The organism is Stenotrophomonas sp. YJH_SMC_37 (assembly GCF_059370035.1).
On the sequence record NZ_JCAFTG010000001.1, the window covers coordinates 174,655 to 191,631 of the forward strand.

Sequence of the window (16,977 nt, forward strand, 5' to 3'; positions counted from 1 at the left end):
CAGCAGGGCCGCGCGGGCAATCAGCCGGCGCGGCGGGAAAGTACGAATTCGAACCGGTCGAGATCGGCCGGAGTGGTTACCTTGAAGTTGTCCTCGCTGCCTTCCACCAGCAGCGGGCGCTGGCCCTGGCGCTCCATGGCCATGGCCTCGTCGGTGACTTCGACACCGGCGGCAGCGGCTTCGGACAGCGCGCGGCTGAGCTGGTGGCGGCGGAACAGCTGCGGCGTCAATGCACGCCACAGGCGCTCGCGCGGCTCGGTGCCATCGATGCCACCGTCATCGCCCGCGCGCTTGAGGGTGTCGCGCACCGGTGCGGCCAGGATCGCCCCGACCGGGTCGGCACGACCGACTTCAAGCAGGCGGCCAAGGTCGGCCAGCGACAGGTTGGGCCGGGCCGCATCATGGACCAGCACGAACTCATCGGCACGCACCGAGTCCGGCAGGGCCTGCAGCCCGGCCAGCACCGAGGCGGCACGGGTCGCGCCGCCGATGCAGGTCAGCACCGGCTTGCCGGCCCATTCACTCCAGCCAGGCCAGTCACCGTCGTCCTGTCCGATCACCACCATTGCGCCGGCCACGGCCGGGTGCGCCAGCAGCGCGTCCAGGGTATGGGCGAGCAGGATCTGCCCGCCGGCCTGCAGGTACTGTTTGGGCAGCGGTGCGCCGAAGCGGGCGCCACGGCCGGCGGCCGGAACCACCACCCAGATCGCCCCACTCATGGCACGTCCGCCGGATGATCGCCGACCTGGGCGCTGACACCTGGCGCAGGTTGCGCCGGTTGGACCGGCGCATCCTCGACCACACGGTAGAACTTCTCGCCAGGCTTGATCATGCCCAGCTCGCTGCGCGCGCGCTCCTCGATGGCGGACTGGCCTTCCTTGAGGTCCTTCACTTCGGCGGCCAGCGCGTCGTTGCGCTGCTGCAGGCCCTCGTTGTCCCGCTCCTGGTTGGCGACCTGGGCTTCGAGCATCATCACTTCACCCGAATTGCCCGGACCGAACCAGAAGCGGTACTGCAGCCAGCACAGCAACAGGGCCAGCACCAGCAGCATCCAGCGCCAGTCGCGCATCGGCTCAGCGCTTCAGCGAAACGAACGCGTCACGACCGGCGTAACGCGCGCCGGCGCCGAGGGCTTCCTCGATGCGCAGCAGCTGGTTGTACTTGGCCACGCGATCGCTGCGGCACAGCGAGCCGGTCTTGATCTGGGTGGCGGTGGTAGCCACGGCGATGTCAGCGATGGTGGTGTCTTCGGTTTCACCCGAGCGGTGCGAAACCACGGCGGCGTAGCCGGCGCGATCAGCCATGGCGATCGCTTCCAGGGTTTCGCTGAGCGTGCCGATCTGGTTGACCTTGATCAGGATCGCGTTGGCGGTGCCCGAGTCGATGCCTTCCTGGAAGATCTTCGGGTTGGTCACGAACAGGTCGTCGCCGACCAGCTGCACCTTCTTGCCGATGCGGTCGGTCAGGAGCTTCCAGCCAGCCCAATCGTTCTCGGCCAGGCCATCTTCAATCGTGATGATCGGGTACTGCGCGGCCCAGTCAGCGAGGAAGTCGACGAACTGCTCGGAAGTCAGGCGCTTGTTCTCGCCGACCAGGTTGTACTTGCCGTTCTCGAAGAATTCGCTTGACGCCACGTCCAGGCCCAGCAGCACGTCTTCACCGGCGGTGTAGCCGGCCTTGCCGATCGCTTCGAGGATGGTGTCCAGCGCTTCGACGTTGCTGCGGAAGTCCGGCGCGAAACCGCCTTCGTCGCCCACCGCCGTGCTCAGGCCGTGGCCCTTCAGCACCGACTTCAGCGAATGGAAGATTTCGGTGCCGGCGCGCAGCGCTTCGGAGAACGAGGTGAAGCCGACCGGCAGCACCATGAACTCCTGGAAGTCCACGTTGTTGTCGGCATGCGCACCGCCGTTGATGATGTTCATCATCGGCACCGGCAGCGACGGGGTAACGCCGGTCTTGGCGGCCAGGTACTGCCACAGCGCCTGCTTGTTCGATGCAGCGGCGGCGTGCGCGGCGGCCATCGAAACACCCAGCAGCGCGTTGGCGCCCAGGCGGCCCTTGTTCTCGGTGCCATCAAGATCGATCAGGCGACGGTCGAGGCCGGCCTGGTCGGCGGCTTCAAAACCCTTCAGCGCGTTGGCGATGGTGGTGTTGACGTTGTCGACGGCCTTGCGCACGCCCTTGCCCAGGTAACGGGTCTTGTCGCCGTCACGCAGCTCGACCGCTTCCTTGGTGCCGGTCGAGGCGCCGGAGGGAACCGCGGCACGACCGAACGAACCGTCCTCCAGGATGACTTCGGCTTCCAGCGTGGGGTTGCCACGGCTGTCGAGGATTTCACGGGCGTGGATGCTGCGGATCGTACTCATGGTCGGGCCGGTTACCTGTATGGAGAGGGGGCGACAAAACGAATGCCGCGTGATTATCCCCGGCTGCCCGCCACTTGCCAAATGGCGTGGGCGCCGTCAGGCCAGAGTGGCCCCGATCACCATCAGGATCAACGACACCATCACCACCAGCAGGCCACCAGCAATGGCCGCCACTACGCCGCCGCGGCGGCAACGCCAGGCCATCACCATCGCCACCAGGCTGCCAACGAAGGACAGCACGAGCATGGCCAGTGCAGCCCAGATCCAGTACTGCATGGCCTGCATGCCATGGCTGCCATCCCCGGGCGAACCGAAACTGGCGGCGAAGGCGAATACAGCTGCCACCAGGCCGGCCCAGGCAAGAACAGCCAGCGCCAGCGCGATCAGGCCCCAGGGCCGATCACGGGTTGCCAGGGTCGCATTCATCAAAACAGCCCGTAGAACAGGGCGCCAAGCCACAGCGACAGCAGGATGATCGCCAACCCGGCGGCCACCTTGCCACGGTTCAGGCGCCAGGCCAGTACGGCGGCAGCGACGCATCCCACGGCGCCGACCAGCTCTGCAACCTGCAGCGCAATGAAGTACACGCGCAGATTGAGCGCGCTGCCGCCATCACCTGGTGGGCGCACTGACGCGGCGCCGATCAGCACCAGACCGAACATGCCCACGGTGAACAGCACGGCCAGGCCCAGTGCGATCAGGCCCCAGGGCCACTGTTTCCAGTGCCGGCGGCGGCGCTGGTTTTCCAGCGCCAGCCACGGGTCACGACTCACGCGAAGCGCGAGAAGCCGTGCTTCTTGGTCACCGCGTCCAGTTCCATCAGGGTCTCGAGCAGGGCTTCCATCTGGTCCAGCGGCCATGCATTGGGGCCATCGGACAGCGCCTTGGACGGGTCCGGATGGGTCTCGGCGAACAGGCCGGAGATGCCTACCGCCACGGCGGCACGGGCCAGCACCGGCACGTGCTCACGCTGGCCACCGGAACTGGTGCCCTGCCCGCCCGGCAGCTGCACCGAATGGGTAGCGTCGAACACCACCGGGCAACCGGTCTCGCGCATCACCGCCAGCGAACGCATGTCGCTGACCAGATTGTTGTAGCCGAAGCTGGCACCACGCTCGCAGACCATGATCTGCTCGTTGCCGGTGGCCTTGGCCTTCTCCACGACCGGCTTCATGTCCCAAGGCGCCAGGAACTGGCCCTTCTTGATGTTGACCGGCTTGCCGGCCGAGCACACCTTGCGGATGAAGTCGGTCTGGCGGACCAGGAACGCCGGGGTCTGCAGCACATCCACCACCGAGGCCACCTCATCCATCGGGGTGTACTCGTGGACGTCGGTCAGCACCGGCACGCCGATCTGCTTCTTCACTTCGGCCAGCACCTTCAGGCCCTCTTCCATGCCCGGGCCGCGGAAGGCGGTACCCGAAGTGCGGTTGGCCTTGTCGAAGCTGGACTTGAAGATGAAGTTGACGCCGAGCTTGTCGGTGATCTCCTTCAGCTTGCCGGCGGTATCGAGCTGCAGCTGCATCGACTCGATCACGCAGGGGCCGGCGATCAGGAACAGGGGCTGGTCCAGCCCGACCTCGAATCCACACAGTTTCATGGCGTTTCCTTGTTGTCCGCAGCACCGGACGGGCCGGTGCGCTGGGGGTTGAAGCATGCAGGATGGGGGCCGAAGCCCCCATTCACAAGTCAGGCGCGCGCTTCGGAAAGCAGCTTGCCGCCGGCCTTGCGCTCGCGCGCGGCACGGATGAAACCGATGAACAGCGGGTGGCCGTCACGCGGCGTGGACAGGAATTCCGGGTGCGCCTGGCAGGCCAGGAACCACGGGTGGGCATCGCGCGGCAGCTCGACCACTTCCACCAGGGTGTCGTCCATCGACTTGCCCGCGATCACCAAGCCCGCATCTTCCAGCTGGGTGCGGTAACGGTTGTTGAACTCGTAGCGGTGGCGGTGGCGCTCGGCGACCACGTCCTTGCCGTACAGCTCGCGGGCCAGCGTGCCCGGCTTCAGGCGTTGTTCCTGCAGGCCCAGGCGCATGGTGCCGCCGAGGTCGCTCTTGTCGTCACGCTTCTCGACATCGCCGCTGGCGGTGCGCCATTCGGTGATCAGGCCGATCACCGGGTTCGGCGACTGGCGGTCGTTCTCGGTGCTGTTGGCACCTTCCAGGCCCACCACGTTGCGCGCGTAATCGACCACCGCCGCCTGCATGCCGTAGCAGATGCCGAAGTACGGCACCTGCTGCTCGCGGGCGAACTTCGAGGTCAGCACCTTGCCTTCAAAGCCGCGGTCACCGAAGCCACCCGGTACCAGGATGCCGTCGACATCGGCCAGTGCAGCCATGTCGGTGCCTTCCAGGTCCTGTGCTTCCAGCCACTTCAGGTTGACCTTGGTGCGCTGGCGCAGGCCACCGTGCTTCAGTGCCTCGCCGACCGACTTGTAGGCATCCTGGTGATCGACGTACTTGCCGACCACGGCGATGGTCACTTCGTCCAGCGGGTGCAGGGTCGCATCGACCGCGTCTTCCCACATCGACAGGTCGACCGGACCGGCCTTGTCGGCCAGCTTCAGCTGGTTCACCACGATTTCGTCCAGGCCCTGTGCATGCAGGCCGGACGGGATGCGGTACAGCACGTCCACGTCCGGCACGCTGATCACTGCACGCTCGGAGACGTTGGTGAACTGGGCGATCTTGCGACGCTCCGAATCCGGCACCGCCTGTTCTGAACGGCACAACAGCACGTCCGGCTGGATGCCGATCGAGCGCAGTTCCTTCACCGAGTGCTGGGTCGGCTTGGTCTTCAGCTCACCGGCGGCACCGATGTACGGCACCAGGGTGAGGTGCATGAACAGCGCCTTCTCCGGGCCACGTTCGGTGCGCACCTGGCGGATCGCCTCCAGGAACGGCAGCGACTCGATGTCGCCCACGGTGCCGCCGATCTCGACCAGTGCCACGTCGTAGCCTTCGGTGGCTTCGTCGATGCAGCGACGGATCTCGTCGGTGATGTGCGGAATGACCTGCACGGTCGCGCCCAGGTAGTCGCCGCGGCGCTCCTTGCGGATCACGTTCTCGTAGATGCGCCCGGTGGTGACCGAGTTCTTGCGGCTCAGGCGGGTGCGCACGAAGCGCTCGTAGTGGCCCAGGTCGAGGTCGGTCTCCGCGCCGTCGTCGGTGACGTAGACCTCACCGTGCTGGAACGGGCTCATGGTGCCCGGGTCGACGTTGATGTACGGGTCGAGCTTCATCATCGTGACCTTCAGGCCACGGGCTTCAAGAATGGCGGCCAGCGACGCGGCGGCAATGCCTTTGCCGAGCGAGGACACCACGCCGCCGGTTACGAAAATCAAGGGAGTCATGGCTGCAAGCATCCTGTCTGGAAATGGAAAACGGCAGCACCACGCGCACCCGGTGGGCGGGCATGGTGCTCAGAGGGGGTTTTCCGGTTCGCTGAGGCAGCGAGGGAGGTGCGGATCCGTGCGGCGGCAGGCGCCGGACCGGAACCATCGTGCGAGGTCGGGGCGGCCGTGCCGGCCAAATCGACCGTCACCTGCGACCCGCCATGCTGGAAGCCACGCTTGGCCGCTCCAGCCCATTCGCAAATGGTGGACACGCACTTACTCCCGGAAAGCCATAGTTTACAGATTGATGGCCGCCAACCCAAGGGGCAGACGCCACGTTCCCAAAAAGAAACGCCCCGCTGAGCGGGGCGTTCCGGAGCGCAACCCTTGTCGCAAGGGCGCCTGGCAGGCTGCGGGATCAGCGCTTCTTGCGCGCTTCCTCTTCCTCTTCCTGCTGCGGGGCCGGCTGGCCCTGCGCCTTCATCTGGGCATTGGCCTGGGCCCGGCGCTTGGCCTTTGCATCGGCCTCGGCCTGGGCCTTGTCGGCCTGATCACCCTGTTGCGGGGCCGACTGGCCGGCGTTCTGCGCCACCACCAGCGGCACTGCAACGGCGGCAGCGGCCAGGATCGCAATGGTCAGCAACTTCTTCATGGAGTCCTCCTCGCGGTATGGCTTGGACGTTCTGATCCAACGGAGCGCCGGCGTTCAGATTCCAGCGGCTGCCATTTTACCCCCTCTGCGTCGCCGAGACTGAACCGCAGGCGTGCAAAATCCCGTGCCAGACCCCACACTTGCCCGTCGCTCCAAGCTTTCGAAGACAGATGAACGCCCGTTATAACGCCGCCGATATTGAAGTCCTGTCCGGCCTTGACCCGGTCAAGCGCCGTCCCGGCATGTATACCGACACCGCGCGCCCGAACCACCTGGCGCAGGAAGTGATCGACAACTCGGTGGACGAGGCCCTCGCCGGCCACGCCCGCTCGATCGAGATCACCCTGTACAAGGACGGCAGCGTGGAGGTCAGCGATGACGGCCGCGGCATGCCGGTGGACATCCATCCCGAAGAGAAGATCCCGGGCGTCGAGCTGATCCTCACCCGCCTGCATGCCGGCGGCAAGTTCAGCAACAACAACTACACCTTCTCCGGTGGTCTGCACGGCGTCGGCGTCAGCGTGGTCAACGCGCTGTCGACCCTGGTGGAAGTGCACATCAAGCGCGACGGTGCCGAACACCGCATCACCTTCCGCAATGGCGACCGCGCCACACCGCTGGAAGTAGTTGGCAGCGTCGGCAAGAAGAACACCGGTACCCGCGTGCGCTTCTGGCCGGACCCGAAGTACTTCGATACGCCGAAGTTCGCGGTGCGCGCGCTCAAGCACCTGCTGCGCGCCAAGGCCGTGCTGTGCCCGGGTCTGACCGTGAAGCTGACCGATGAAGCCACCGGTGAAGTCGATACCTGGTACTACGAAGACGGCCTGCGCGATTACCTGAAGCTGGAGCTGGGTGATCGCGAGATGCTGCCGGCCGAGCTGTTCGTCGGCAGCCTGAAGAAGGACACCGAGGTCGTGGACTGGGCAGTGGCCTGGCTGCCGGAAGGCGAGCTGGTGCAGGAAAGCTACGTCAACCTGATCCCCACCGCCCAGCACGGCACCCATGTCAACGGCCTGCGTACCGGCCTGACCGAGGCGCTGCGCGAGTTCTGCGACTTCCGCAACCTGCTGCCGCGTGGCGTCAAGCTGGCCCCGGAAGACGTGTGGGACCGCGTGTCGTTCGTGCTGTCGCTGAAGATGACCGACCCGCAGTTCAGCGGCCAGACCAAGGAACGCCTGTCCTCACGCCAGGCGGCCGGCTTCATCGAAGGTGCCGCCCATGATGCCTTCAGCCTGCTGCTCAACCAGAACGTGGAGCTGGGCGAGAAGATCGCGCAGATCGCCATCGAGCGCGCCAGCGCCCGCCTGAAGACCGAAAAGCTGGTCGTCCGCAAGAAGGTCACCCAGGGCCCGGCCCTGCCCGGCAAGCTGGCCGACTGCATCAGCCAGGACCTGTCGCGCACCGAGCTGTTCCTGGTGGAAGGTGATTCGGCAGGCGGCAGCGCCAAGCAGGCCCGCGACAAGGATTTCCAGGCCATCATGCCGTTGCGCGGCAAGATCCTGAACACCTGGGAGGTTTCCTCCAACAGCGTGCTGGCCTCGGAAGAAGTGCACAACCTGGCGATCGCGATCGGCTGCGACCCGGGCAAGGACGACATCAGCGGCCTGCGCTACGGCAAGGTCATCATCCTGGCCGACGCGGACTCCGACGGCCTGCACATCGCAACACTGCTGACCGCGCTGTTCCTCAGGCACTTCCCTGCGCTGGTCGATGCCGGCCACGTGTTCGTGGCCATGCCGCCACTGTTCCGCATCGACGTGGGCAAGCAGGTGTTCTATGCCCTGGACGAGGAAGAAAAGCGCTCGATGCTGGACAAGATCGAACGCGAGAAGATCAAGGGCGCCATCAACGTGACCCGCTTCAAGGGCCTGGGCGAGATGAACCCGCCTCAGCTGCGTGAATCGACCATCCACCCCGATACGCGCCGGCTGGTGCAGCTGACCGTGGACGATCGCGAGCAGACAAGTTCGCTGATGGACATGCTGCTGGCCAAGAAGCGCGCCTCCGACCGCAAGGGCTGGCTGGAGTCGAAGGGCGACCTGGCTTCGCTGGAAGTCTGACTCCCGCAGCCCTCCTGTAGAGCCGAGCCCACGCTCGGCTGCATTCCGCGCCGTGCCGGGCAGCCGAGCATCGGCTCGGCTCTACAGAGATCCCACCCCCATCGGCAAACCCGGCGGCGCCATAATGCGCGTCCATCCGTGTGGACCAACGTATTGGCCAGCCACTCCCTGCTGTTTCCCGGCCTGCCGCTGCACAGCGCGCGCCTCGTCCTGAGCCCGATCCGCCGCGACGATGCGGCCGCCCTGTTCGCAATCCAGTCCGATCCGGACGTGATGCGGTTCTGGAACCATCCTGCATGGACACGACCGTCCGAGGCACGCGCGCAGATCGACGATGACCTGGCGGCACAGGCCACCGGCACCCAGCTCAAGCTGGCCGTGCGCGAAACGCTGGACGGCCCGTTGCTGGGCATCTGCGTGGTGTTTGCGTTGGACCGCGATGCGGCACGCGCCGAGATCGGCTACCTGCTGGCACCGGATCGCCAGGGCCAGGGCTACATGCACGAGGCCCTGCAGCAGGTACTGGCCTACCTGTTCGGCACCCTCCACCTGCATCGCGTGGAAGCCGAGATCGACCCGCGCAACGCACCCTCCGCGCACGTGCTCGAACGCCTGGGCTTCCGCCGCGAGGGAGTGCTGCGCCAGCGCTGGCGGATCCAGGGGGAACTGGCCGACTCGGCCGTCTATGGCCTGCTGGCCGATGACGAAGCGGCCGCCACCCTGCCCGCTTGACCCAATCTGGCCAGTAGCGGGCTCAACGCACGGCCATGCCTTTGGACACATACGACATGGGCCGCCACCGGCCTAGCATCGGAATCCCCTTCCGCTGCCCAGCCGGTGCCATGAAGTCCCTGCTGCACACTGCCGCGCTCTGCGTCGGCCTGCTCATCGCCCCAGCCAGCGTGCTGGCCGCGCCTGATGCCGACGCCAAGCCCGATCCGAAAGACGACAAGACCGAGGCACCTGCGTTGCCCGCAGACGCCTCAGCCCGCCAGAGCATGCGCCTGGCCGGCCGCACCCTGGACTACACCGCCACCGTCGGCACCCTGCCGGTACGCGATGCCAAGGGCAAGGTGATCGCCGATGTGGTGTTCACCGCCTATACGATGCCGGGCAAGGACCGGCCGGTGACCTTCGCGCTCAATGGCGGTCCCGGCGCGTCGTCGGTGTACCTCAACATGGGCGCGATCGGACCCAAGGTGGTGACCTTCGGCTCCGAGGGTGACAGCGCGTCGGCGCCGGCGACCCTGCACGACAACCCCGGCACCTGGCTGGACTTCACCGACCTGGTGTTCATCGATCCGGTCGGCACCGGCTTCAGCCGCGCGCGGATCGGCGACGATGAAGCGAAGAAGGCACTGTACAACCCCAGCGCCGACATCGAATACCTGTCACGCTCGATCTACGACTGGCTGCTGCGCAACCAGCGCATGGCGTCGCGCAAGTACCTGACTGGCGAGAGCTACGGCGGCTATCGCGGCCCGCGCATCACCCACTACCTGCAGACCCGGCTGGGCGTGGCGATGAACGGCCTGGTACTGGTCTCGCCGTACCTGAGCCCGACCCTGGAAGACAACGCCGATGTCTCGCCGATGGCGTGGATGCAGACCCTGCCGTCGATCGCTGCCGCGCACCTGGAGCGCCAGGGCAAACTGACCGATGCAGCGATGCGCGAAGTAGTGGAATACACCCGTGGCGACTACGCCACCGCCCTGATGAAAGGCCGTAGCGATCCGCAGGCAACCGAGGCGATGCTGCGCCGGGTGACCGAACTGACCGGCCTGGAGCCGCAGTTCGTGCGCCGTGCCGGTGGCCGCCTGGAAACGCAGGCCTACCTGCGCGAAGTATTCCGCGACAAGGGCACGCTGGGCAGCCGTTACGACTCCAACGTGACCGCGTTCGATCCATTCCCGAACGATCCGGAGCAGCGCGCCAACGATCCGCTGCTGGACAGCATCATCGCGCCGACCACCACGGCGATGGTCGACTTCGTGACGCGCGTGGTCGGCTGGAAGGTGGACGCGCGGTACCAGGCGCTGAACTACGACGTGAACCGGCTGTGGGACCGCAATGGCGAGCTGCGCGATGGCGCGGTGACCCAGCTGCGCCAGGCCGTGGCGATCGACCCGCACCTGCAGGTGCTGATCGTGCATGGCTGGAACGACCTGTCGTGCCCGTTCATGGGTTCGATCCTGACCGTGGACCAGATGCCGACGATGGGCAGCAATCCGGACCGGGTGCAGGTGCGCAGTTATCCGGGCGGGCACATGTTCTACAGCCGGGCCGACAGCCAGGCGGCGTTCCGCAGGGATGTGCAGGCGCTGTTCCAGCGTAATTGAGGGGTTCGGCCGGGCCTGCGGCCCGGCACCCGCCGGATCAACGGCAACGGCAAGGTCCACGGCAAGATCAACTGCAAAAGCGGGCTTCCTGAGGGCTGGCGAGGTGGGGTGGATATGCAGGACACGCCGTAAACCCGTCCATGGGGGCTCGATGGCGCCATCCATGGCGCCAACGGTCCTGCATACCCACCCCACGCCGCCGCTGACAGGTTCCTGCTGCTGTTGGTGGGTGCCGACCGTTGGTCGGCACGGGATCGGATCCCTGTTTCTGCTCTGGTAGGTGTCGACCTTGGTCGACACGTTGTGTGCGGAAAAATTCTTTGCCCATGAAAAAGCCCGCCGGTGGTCGGCGGGCTTTTTCGTGTGCACCCTGGCGTGGCGATCAGGTCCAGCCGAACAGTTCGAACAGCTTCAGGATCAGGTACGCACAGCCGCCGGCCGCCGGGATGGTCAGGATCCAGGCCCAGACGATGCGCTCGATCACGCCGAACTTCAGCGAACGCGGGTTCTTGGCGAAGCCGACACCCATGATCGCGGTGGAGATGCTGTGCGTGGTCGAGACCGGCATGCCGAAGTGGGCCGCCAGGGTCAGGATGGTGGCCGAGCTGGTCTCCGCGGCGAAGCCGTGGATCGGGTGCAACTTGACCATCTTGTGGCCCAGGGTCTTGATGATTTTCCAGCCACCCGAAGCGGTACCGGCCGCCATCACCACCGCGCAGGTCAGCACGATCCACATGGCGATGCCGTCACCGGCGTGCGCGTCCGGGTGCATGAAGGCCAGCCAGGACGGCAGATCGTTCAGTGCGCCGGTGGCTTCGGCACCAATCAGGGTCATCGCGATGATGCCCATGGTCTTCTGCGCGTCGTTGTGGCCGTGGGCGAAGCCCATGTAGGCCGCCGAGGCGATCTGCGCCTTGCCGAAGAAGGCATTGACGATGCGCGGGCGGGCCAGGCGGCCGATGGCGCCACCGACCTTGGCCAGGCCGGCGATCAGCGCCCACAGCAGCACCATCACCACAATGCCGAGCAGGAAGCCGGCGATCGGCGAGGTGATCATCGGCACGAACACCTTCCACAGCAGGCCCTTGTTCTGCGCCCAGCTGCCCAGGCGCTCGGACCAGATCAGGGCATCCCAGTTGTTGTGGGCCGCAGCCAGGCCGGCGCCGCAGAGGCCGCCGATCAGCGCGTGCGAGGACGAGGACGGCAGTCCCTTCCACCAGGTGATCAGGTTCCAGATGATGCCGCCCAGCAGCGCGCACAGGATCACCTGCGGGGTGACTTCCACCACGTTGGTGTTGAGCAGGCCCGAGGCGATGGTCAGCGCCACCGCCGTACCGGTCAGCGCACCGATGAGGTTCATGAAGGCGGCCAGCATCACCGCCCAGCCGGGCGAGAGCACCTTGGTCGCCACTACGGTGGCAATGGAATTGGCAGTGTCGTGGAAGCCGTTGATGAACTCGAAGACGAGCGCGGCCAGGATCACTACCAGGACAAGGGTCAACATGCGGCGGCGTCCGTCAGCTGTTCTTCAACACGATCTGGTACGCCACCACGCCAGCCTCGCGGCAACGGTCGATGGCCTTTTCCAGGATCTCGAAGAATTCCTTCAGCAGGAACATCTGCAGGTTGTCCAGGCGACCGGAGTAGATGTCGCGGTACAGCTCGAGCATCAGGCGGTCGGCCTCGTTCTCCAGCGAGCGCAGCTTCTCGTTCAGCGCGGTCATCCGGTCCAGGTTCATGTGGCGCAGGTCGGCCACCATCTCCACCACCACGCCGGCGGCCTGCTCCAGCATCGCCGCGCGCGGCGCGAAGTCGATGTGCTCCAGGTGGGTCGTGGCCAGCGAATAGCGATCGGCGAACTTCTCGATCTGCTTTGGAATCTTGTACAGGGCCGAACCCAGCGCTTCGATGTCTTCGCGCTCGATGGGGGTCATGAAGCTGTCCACCAGCGCCTGGCTGATCTTGTCCGAGGCCGCGCGTTCGCGCAGGCGGGCCAGCTTGAAGGCGTCCAGCGCGGGCTGGCGGTCGGCCTCGCGCAGCATGGAATGCAGCGCCTTGGCGGCATCGGAAGCCGCGACAGCAGCCTCATCGAGCAGGGTGTAGAACTGTTTGCCGGAACCGAAAATGGTCTGCAGAGAGAACATTGAGAAACCTGTCAGCCGTCGCGGGAAGGACGGCACCAGAGCGAATTATGACGGCTAGATGACCATCACGGGTATCCCCGCGCCCTTTCCGGGCTCTGGGAGCTCCAACCTGAACAGGCGGTTGCCACCCTGCCACGCCCCTTTGCTAAGATGCCAGCGCGCCTTCAGGCGCACCTTATGGACGACGACCCTTATCCCCCTGCGCCGCGCCGGACCCCGTTCCTGAGCGCCTGCCGCCATCGCAAGCACCCGCCCTCCCTGCCACCAACCGGGGACGACGCCCGTGTTTGAAATGATCCTGATTGTCTTCGCGCTGGTTCTGCTGAACGGCTTCTTCGCCATGTCCGAGATGTCGGTCATGACCTCGCGCAAGAGCCGCCTGAAGCAGATGGCCGCCACCTCCAAGCGCGCCGCCAAGGCGCTGGAGCTGTCGGAGAAGCCGGAGAGCTTCCTGTCCACCGTGCAGATCGGCATCACCGTGATCGGCGTACTCACCGGCTACCTCGGTGGTGATGCGATCGGCGACGCGATCGCCGGCTGGCTGCAGGGCCTGATGCCCGGCTTTGCGTACGCGCGCGAAGTAGGCACCGCCCTGGCGGTCTCGCTGATCACCTTCATCACGCTGATCTTCGGCGAACTGGTGCCCAAGCGCCTGGCCCTGACACGTTCCGAGGCCATTGCCGGCCTGGTCGCGATGCCGATGAGCTGGCTGGCCAGGCTCGCCCTGCCCTTCGTCTGGCTCCTGTCCAAGACTACCCAGCTGGTGCTGAAGGTGCTGGGCCTGGGCAAGGACGAGGCCGCGCAGGTGACTGAAGAAGAGATCCGGATGCTGGTGGCCGAGAGCCACGAGGCCGGCGTGATCGACGCCCACGAGCGCGACATGATGAACCGCGTCATGCGCCTGGGCGACCGCACCGCCGACAGCCTGATGACGCCGCGCAACCGCATCGCCTGGCTCGACACCCAGGCCGGCCTGGAGCGCAATCTGGACATCATGGCCGAGCACGAGTTCTCCCGTTACCCGGTGTACCGCGACAACGACATGGACGTGGTCGGCGTGCTGGAGCTGAAATCGCTGGCCACGCGCATGGCGCGCGGCGACAACGCGCTGTTCCAGACCCTGCGCGAACCGCTGTACGTCTCCGAATCGACCCACGCGATGAAGCTGCTGGAGATCTTCCGCGAGGAACAGCAGTCGATGGCGCTGGTGGTGGACGAGTACGGCGAGATCCAGGGCCTGGTGACCATCAGCGACCTGATGGGCGCGGTGGTCGGCCGCCTGCAGGCGGTCGAGAATGCCGACGAGGATGCCCTGGTGGTGACCCGCGAGGACGGCTCGCTGCTGGTGGACGGCTCGCTGCCGATCGAAGACCTGCGTGAGCTGATCGGAAGCAACGACCTGCCCGATGCCGAGGACGGCGATTACTACACGCTGGCCGGCATGTGCATCCACTACTTCGGCCGCATCCCGCACGCAGGCGAGTACTTCGACTGGGCCGGCTGGCGCTTCGAGGTGGTCGACCTGGACGGTGCGCGGGTGGACAAGCTGCTGCTGCGCACGTTGTCCGACGAGCAGGCCGATGAGCTCACCGCCTGAGACCGGCCAGGGCCAGGGCGCTCAGCGCGCGGCCTACCGCAACGAGGGCATCCGCACCCTGCTGGAGATGTTCGCCTCCGGCGATCCCGCCGAGCACATGCCGCTCGGCCAGATCCTCAGCAACCTGCAGCAGAGCGCGTTCGGCGTGTTCCTGTTCGTGGCGATCCTGCCCTCGTTCATCCCGATCCCGGGCATGGGGGGTGCGGTCAGCGGCCCACTGGTGGTCCTGATCGGCCTGCAGATGCTGTGTTGCCTGCGCCGCCCCTGGCTGCCCGGTTTCATTGCCCGACGCGGGCCGAAGCGCGGCACCATGCACCGCTTCCTGGACCGTATCGATCGCCCGTTGCGGCGGCTGGACAGGATGCTGAAGCCACGCCTGCCGCAGCTGCTGACACCGCTGCCCGCACACGCGTTCACTGGCCTGCTGCTGGTGTTGCTGGGCCTGCTGCTGTCTTTGCCGATTCCGTTCACCAACTTTCTGTTCGGCTTCCAGCTGCTGCTGTTCTCGCTGGCGCTGCTGGAACGCGATGGTGCGCTGATGCTGTTCAACTGGATCGCCGCACTGGTGGCGATCGCGTTCTTCGGCTTCAGTTCGGGGCAGCTGGTGGGCTATACAGTGGAGCTGTTCCAGCGCTGGTTCTGAAGCGGCCTCCGGTAGAGCCGGCCGCTGGCCGGCTGCCACGTTTCCAGGGTTGCCGGCCAGCGGCCGGCACTACCAATACCGGACATCGGTCATCACCGAAGATCGATGAAGCCGTTGTCGGCCAGCGCCGCCGGTTCGTCCTGCACCGCCGACAGCACGAAGCTCAATGCCTTGCCCAGCAGCGTGCCCGGGCCATCCCAGTATTCGGCGCTCTCGGCGCGCACGTGGATCAGGCGCAGGTTCGGATCGTCCTTGCCACCCGGGAAGAACAGTTTCATCGCCGGCGACCACAGCTCCTCGATCTTCGCGCGGTCATCGACGACGCGGGCACGCCCGGCCACCGAGACATAGGTGTTGTTCGAGGGCGAGGCATACGCCACGTTGACCCGCGGGTCGAGCGCGATCTCGGCCACCTTCGGGCTGTCGGCGGTGATGACGAACCACAGGTCGCCGTCAAAGGCGACCTGCTGGGTGGCCAGCGGCCGACTGTAGAGCCGTCCGTCGACGCCGGTGGTGGTGAACATGGCCACCTCCACATCCTTGATCAGTTCGGCCAGCTGGTTGACGTGTTCGGCACGGGTGTCGGCCATGTGGGGGACTCCATCGGAATGAGCCCCCATCAGACCGGGCACGGCCGCAACAGCCCGTGACGCAATTGTTCAGCCCGCGTGGCGGGCGTGCCAGGCCTGCATGGTCAGTTCGAACGAGCGCAAGCGCGCGCGGTGGTCGTACAGGTTGGCGGTGAGCATCAGCTCGTCGGGCCTGTGCCGTTCGACAAACGCGGCGATGCCCTCCCCCACCTGCTGCGGATCGCCCAGCACGGTGCAGGCCAGCGCCCGCTCCACCCCCAGTTTTTCGTGCGGCTCCCAGAAGGACTCGATGTCGTCGATCGGTGCCGGAATCTTGCCCGGCCGGCCACGACGCAGGTTGACGAAACTCTGCTGCTGGCTGGTGAAAAGGCGGCGCGACTCCGCCTCGCTGTCGCTGGCAACGACGTTCAGGGCCAGCATCGCGTGCGGCTGCTTCAGCGCCGCCGAGGGGCGGAACTCGCGGCGGTAGACAGCAAGGGCTTCGTCCATCGCGTCGGGTGCGAAGTGCGAGGCGAACGCATACGGCAGGCCCATCGACGCGGCCATGCGCGCGCCGAACAGGCTGGAACCGAGGATCCAGGTCGGTACCCGCAGGCCGCCACCTGGAACGGCCTGCACCGCCTGCCCCGGCTGAACCGGCTCGAAGTAGTGCAGCAGCTCGCGCACGTCCTGTGGGAACTGGTCCGCGCTGTCGAAGTAGCGGCGCAATGCACGCGCGGTCGGCTGGTCAGTACCCGGTGCGCGGCCCAGGCCCAGGTCGATCCGGTCCGGATACAGCGAGGCCAGCGTGCCGAACTGCTCGGCCACCTGCAGCGGGGCATGGTTGGGCAGCATGATGCCGCCGGCACCGACCCGGATGCGCCGGGTGCCGCCGGCGACATGGCCGATCAGCACGGCGGTGGCCGCACTGGCGATGCCGGGCATGTTGTGGTGTTCGGCCAGCCAGTAGCGGCGGTAGCCCAGCGCATCGGCGTGCTGGGCCAGTTCCAGCATGTTGGCAAAGGCGGTGGTGGTGTCACTGCCCTCGCAGACCGGGGCCAGGTCAAGGATCGACAACGGGATCATCAGGCGTTTTTCCGTCACAGGATCCCCCATGCATGGGGACGACCCGACGCAGCGGCCAGTGCCGGTGGCAGGATGCTGATTCCCGCAGCGCGGGTCCACGACTGGCTGCACTTGATCCGGTAGAGCCGGCCGCTGGCCGGCAGGCAACGTGCCCTGGCAGCCGGCCAGCGGCCGGCTCTACCGGG

The 16,977-nt window shown here is 66.4% G+C and carries 17 protein-coding genes; 5 read left to right on the top strand and 12 right to left on the bottom strand.

Annotated elements, in window-relative coordinates; translation table 11 throughout:
* Positions 1-20: 20 nt before the first annotated feature.
* The 8 genes from ispD to AC5P8J_RS00890 form a co-directional block, all read right to left on the bottom strand.
* Positions 21-719 carry a 2-C-methyl-D-erythritol 4-phosphate cytidylyltransferase gene (gene ispD, locus AC5P8J_RS00855; RefSeq protein WP_019658880.1) on the bottom strand — a complete coding sequence of 233 codons (699 nt, stop codon included), beginning with the start codon at positions 717-719 and terminating at the stop codon, positions 21-23.
* The gene (gene ftsB, locus AC5P8J_RS00860) at positions 716-1,069 is read right to left on the bottom strand and encodes a cell division protein FtsB (RefSeq protein ID WP_134735899.1); all 354 of its coding nucleotides are present in this window, start codon (positions 1,067-1,069) and stop codon (positions 716-718) included. The genes ispD and ftsB overlap by 4 nt, the downstream gene beginning before the upstream one ends.
* Positions 1,070-1,073: 4 nt before the next feature.
* Positions 1,074-2,366, bottom strand: coding sequence for a phosphopyruvate hydratase (eno, locus tag AC5P8J_RS00865; RefSeq protein ID WP_134735898.1), 1,293 nt, complete (start codon positions 2,364-2,366; stop codon positions 1,074-1,076).
* A gap of 96 nt (positions 2,367-2,462) precedes the next feature.
* A complete protein-coding gene (locus AC5P8J_RS00870; RefSeq protein WP_019658882.1) occupies positions 2,463-2,792 on the bottom strand; it encodes a hypothetical protein in 330 nt (109 codons plus the stop codon).
* Positions 2,792-3,139 carry a hypothetical protein gene (locus AC5P8J_RS00875; protein WP_134735897.1) on the bottom strand — a complete coding sequence of 116 codons (348 nt, stop codon included), beginning with the start codon at positions 3,137-3,139 and terminating at the stop codon, positions 2,792-2,794. Before AC5P8J_RS00875 ends, AC5P8J_RS00870 begins: the two co-directional genes overlap by 1 nt.
* Entirely contained in the window at positions 3,136-3,966 is an 831-nt protein-coding gene (gene kdsA, locus AC5P8J_RS00880; RefSeq protein WP_010485995.1) for a 3-deoxy-8-phosphooctulonate synthase, read from the bottom strand. Before kdsA ends, AC5P8J_RS00875 begins: the two co-directional genes overlap by 4 nt.
* Before the next feature lie 89 nt (positions 3,967-4,055).
* Complete coding sequence (gene pyrG / locus AC5P8J_RS00885; protein WP_005416023.1) at positions 4,056-5,720, bottom strand: CTP synthase; 1,665 nt, start codon at positions 5,718-5,720, stop codon at positions 4,056-4,058.
* Positions 5,721-6,120: 400 nt separating this feature from the next.
* Positions 6,121-6,354: a hypothetical protein gene (locus tag AC5P8J_RS00890; RefSeq protein WP_019658885.1), complete on the bottom strand. Its 234-nt coding sequence runs from the start codon at positions 6,352-6,354 to the stop codon at positions 6,121-6,123.
* Between the two features lie 170 nt (positions 6,355-6,524).
* Here AC5P8J_RS00890 and parE point away from each other — a divergent pair, with 170 nt between their 5' ends.
* From parE to AC5P8J_RS00905, 3 genes are all read left to right on the top strand, one after another.
* A complete protein-coding gene (gene parE / locus AC5P8J_RS00895) occupies positions 6,525-8,414 on the top strand; it encodes a DNA topoisomerase IV subunit B (RefSeq protein ID WP_019658886.1) in 1,890 nt (629 codons plus the stop codon).
* 153 nt (positions 8,415-8,567) lie between these two features.
* Positions 8,568-9,146, top strand: coding sequence for a GNAT family N-acetyltransferase (locus AC5P8J_RS00900; RefSeq protein ID WP_019658887.1), 579 nt, complete (start codon positions 8,568-8,570; stop codon positions 9,144-9,146).
* 110 nt (positions 9,147-9,256) lie between these two features.
* Positions 9,257-10,753: a S10 family peptidase gene (locus AC5P8J_RS00905; RefSeq protein WP_134729558.1), complete on the top strand. Its 1,497-nt coding sequence runs from the start codon at positions 9,257-9,259 to the stop codon at positions 10,751-10,753.
* 382 nt (positions 10,754-11,135) lie between these two features.
* On the opposite strand, the gene AC5P8J_RS00910 is transcribed toward AC5P8J_RS00905, so the two are convergent.
* Positions 11,136-12,257: an inorganic phosphate transporter gene (locus tag AC5P8J_RS00910; RefSeq protein ID WP_019658889.1), complete on the bottom strand. Its 1,122-nt coding sequence runs from the start codon at positions 12,255-12,257 to the stop codon at positions 11,136-11,138.
* A 13-nt stretch (positions 12,258-12,270) separates the two neighbouring features.
* The gene (locus AC5P8J_RS00915) at positions 12,271-12,897 is read right to left on the bottom strand and encodes a DUF47 domain-containing protein (protein WP_004152833.1); all 627 of its coding nucleotides are present in this window, start codon (positions 12,895-12,897) and stop codon (positions 12,271-12,273) included.
* Between the two features lie 292 nt (positions 12,898-13,189).
* Here AC5P8J_RS00915 and AC5P8J_RS00920 point away from each other — a divergent pair, with 292 nt between their 5' ends.
* Together AC5P8J_RS00920 and AC5P8J_RS00925 are read left to right on the top strand one after the other, a co-directional pair.
* Positions 13,190-14,494, top strand: coding sequence for a hemolysin family protein (locus tag AC5P8J_RS00920; RefSeq protein WP_005416017.1), 1,305 nt, complete (start codon positions 13,190-13,192; stop codon positions 14,492-14,494).
* Positions 14,478-15,137, top strand: coding sequence for an exopolysaccharide biosynthesis protein (locus AC5P8J_RS00925; RefSeq protein WP_021204405.1), 660 nt, complete (start codon positions 14,478-14,480; stop codon positions 15,135-15,137). The genes AC5P8J_RS00920 and AC5P8J_RS00925 overlap by 17 nt, the downstream gene beginning before the upstream one ends.
* Before the next feature lie 92 nt (positions 15,138-15,229).
* On the opposite strand, the gene AC5P8J_RS00930 is transcribed toward AC5P8J_RS00925, so the two are convergent.
* Positions 15,230-15,727 (bottom strand): pyridoxamine 5'-phosphate oxidase family protein, encoded by a 498-nt coding sequence (locus AC5P8J_RS00930; RefSeq protein WP_111103060.1) that lies wholly within the window; start codon positions 15,725-15,727, stop codon positions 15,230-15,232.
* Positions 15,728-15,796: 69 nt separating this feature from the next.
* Entirely contained in the window at positions 15,797-16,792 is a 996-nt protein-coding gene (locus AC5P8J_RS00935; RefSeq protein WP_134729554.1) for an LLM class flavin-dependent oxidoreductase, read from the bottom strand.
* Positions 16,793-16,977: the final 185 nt, after the last annotated feature.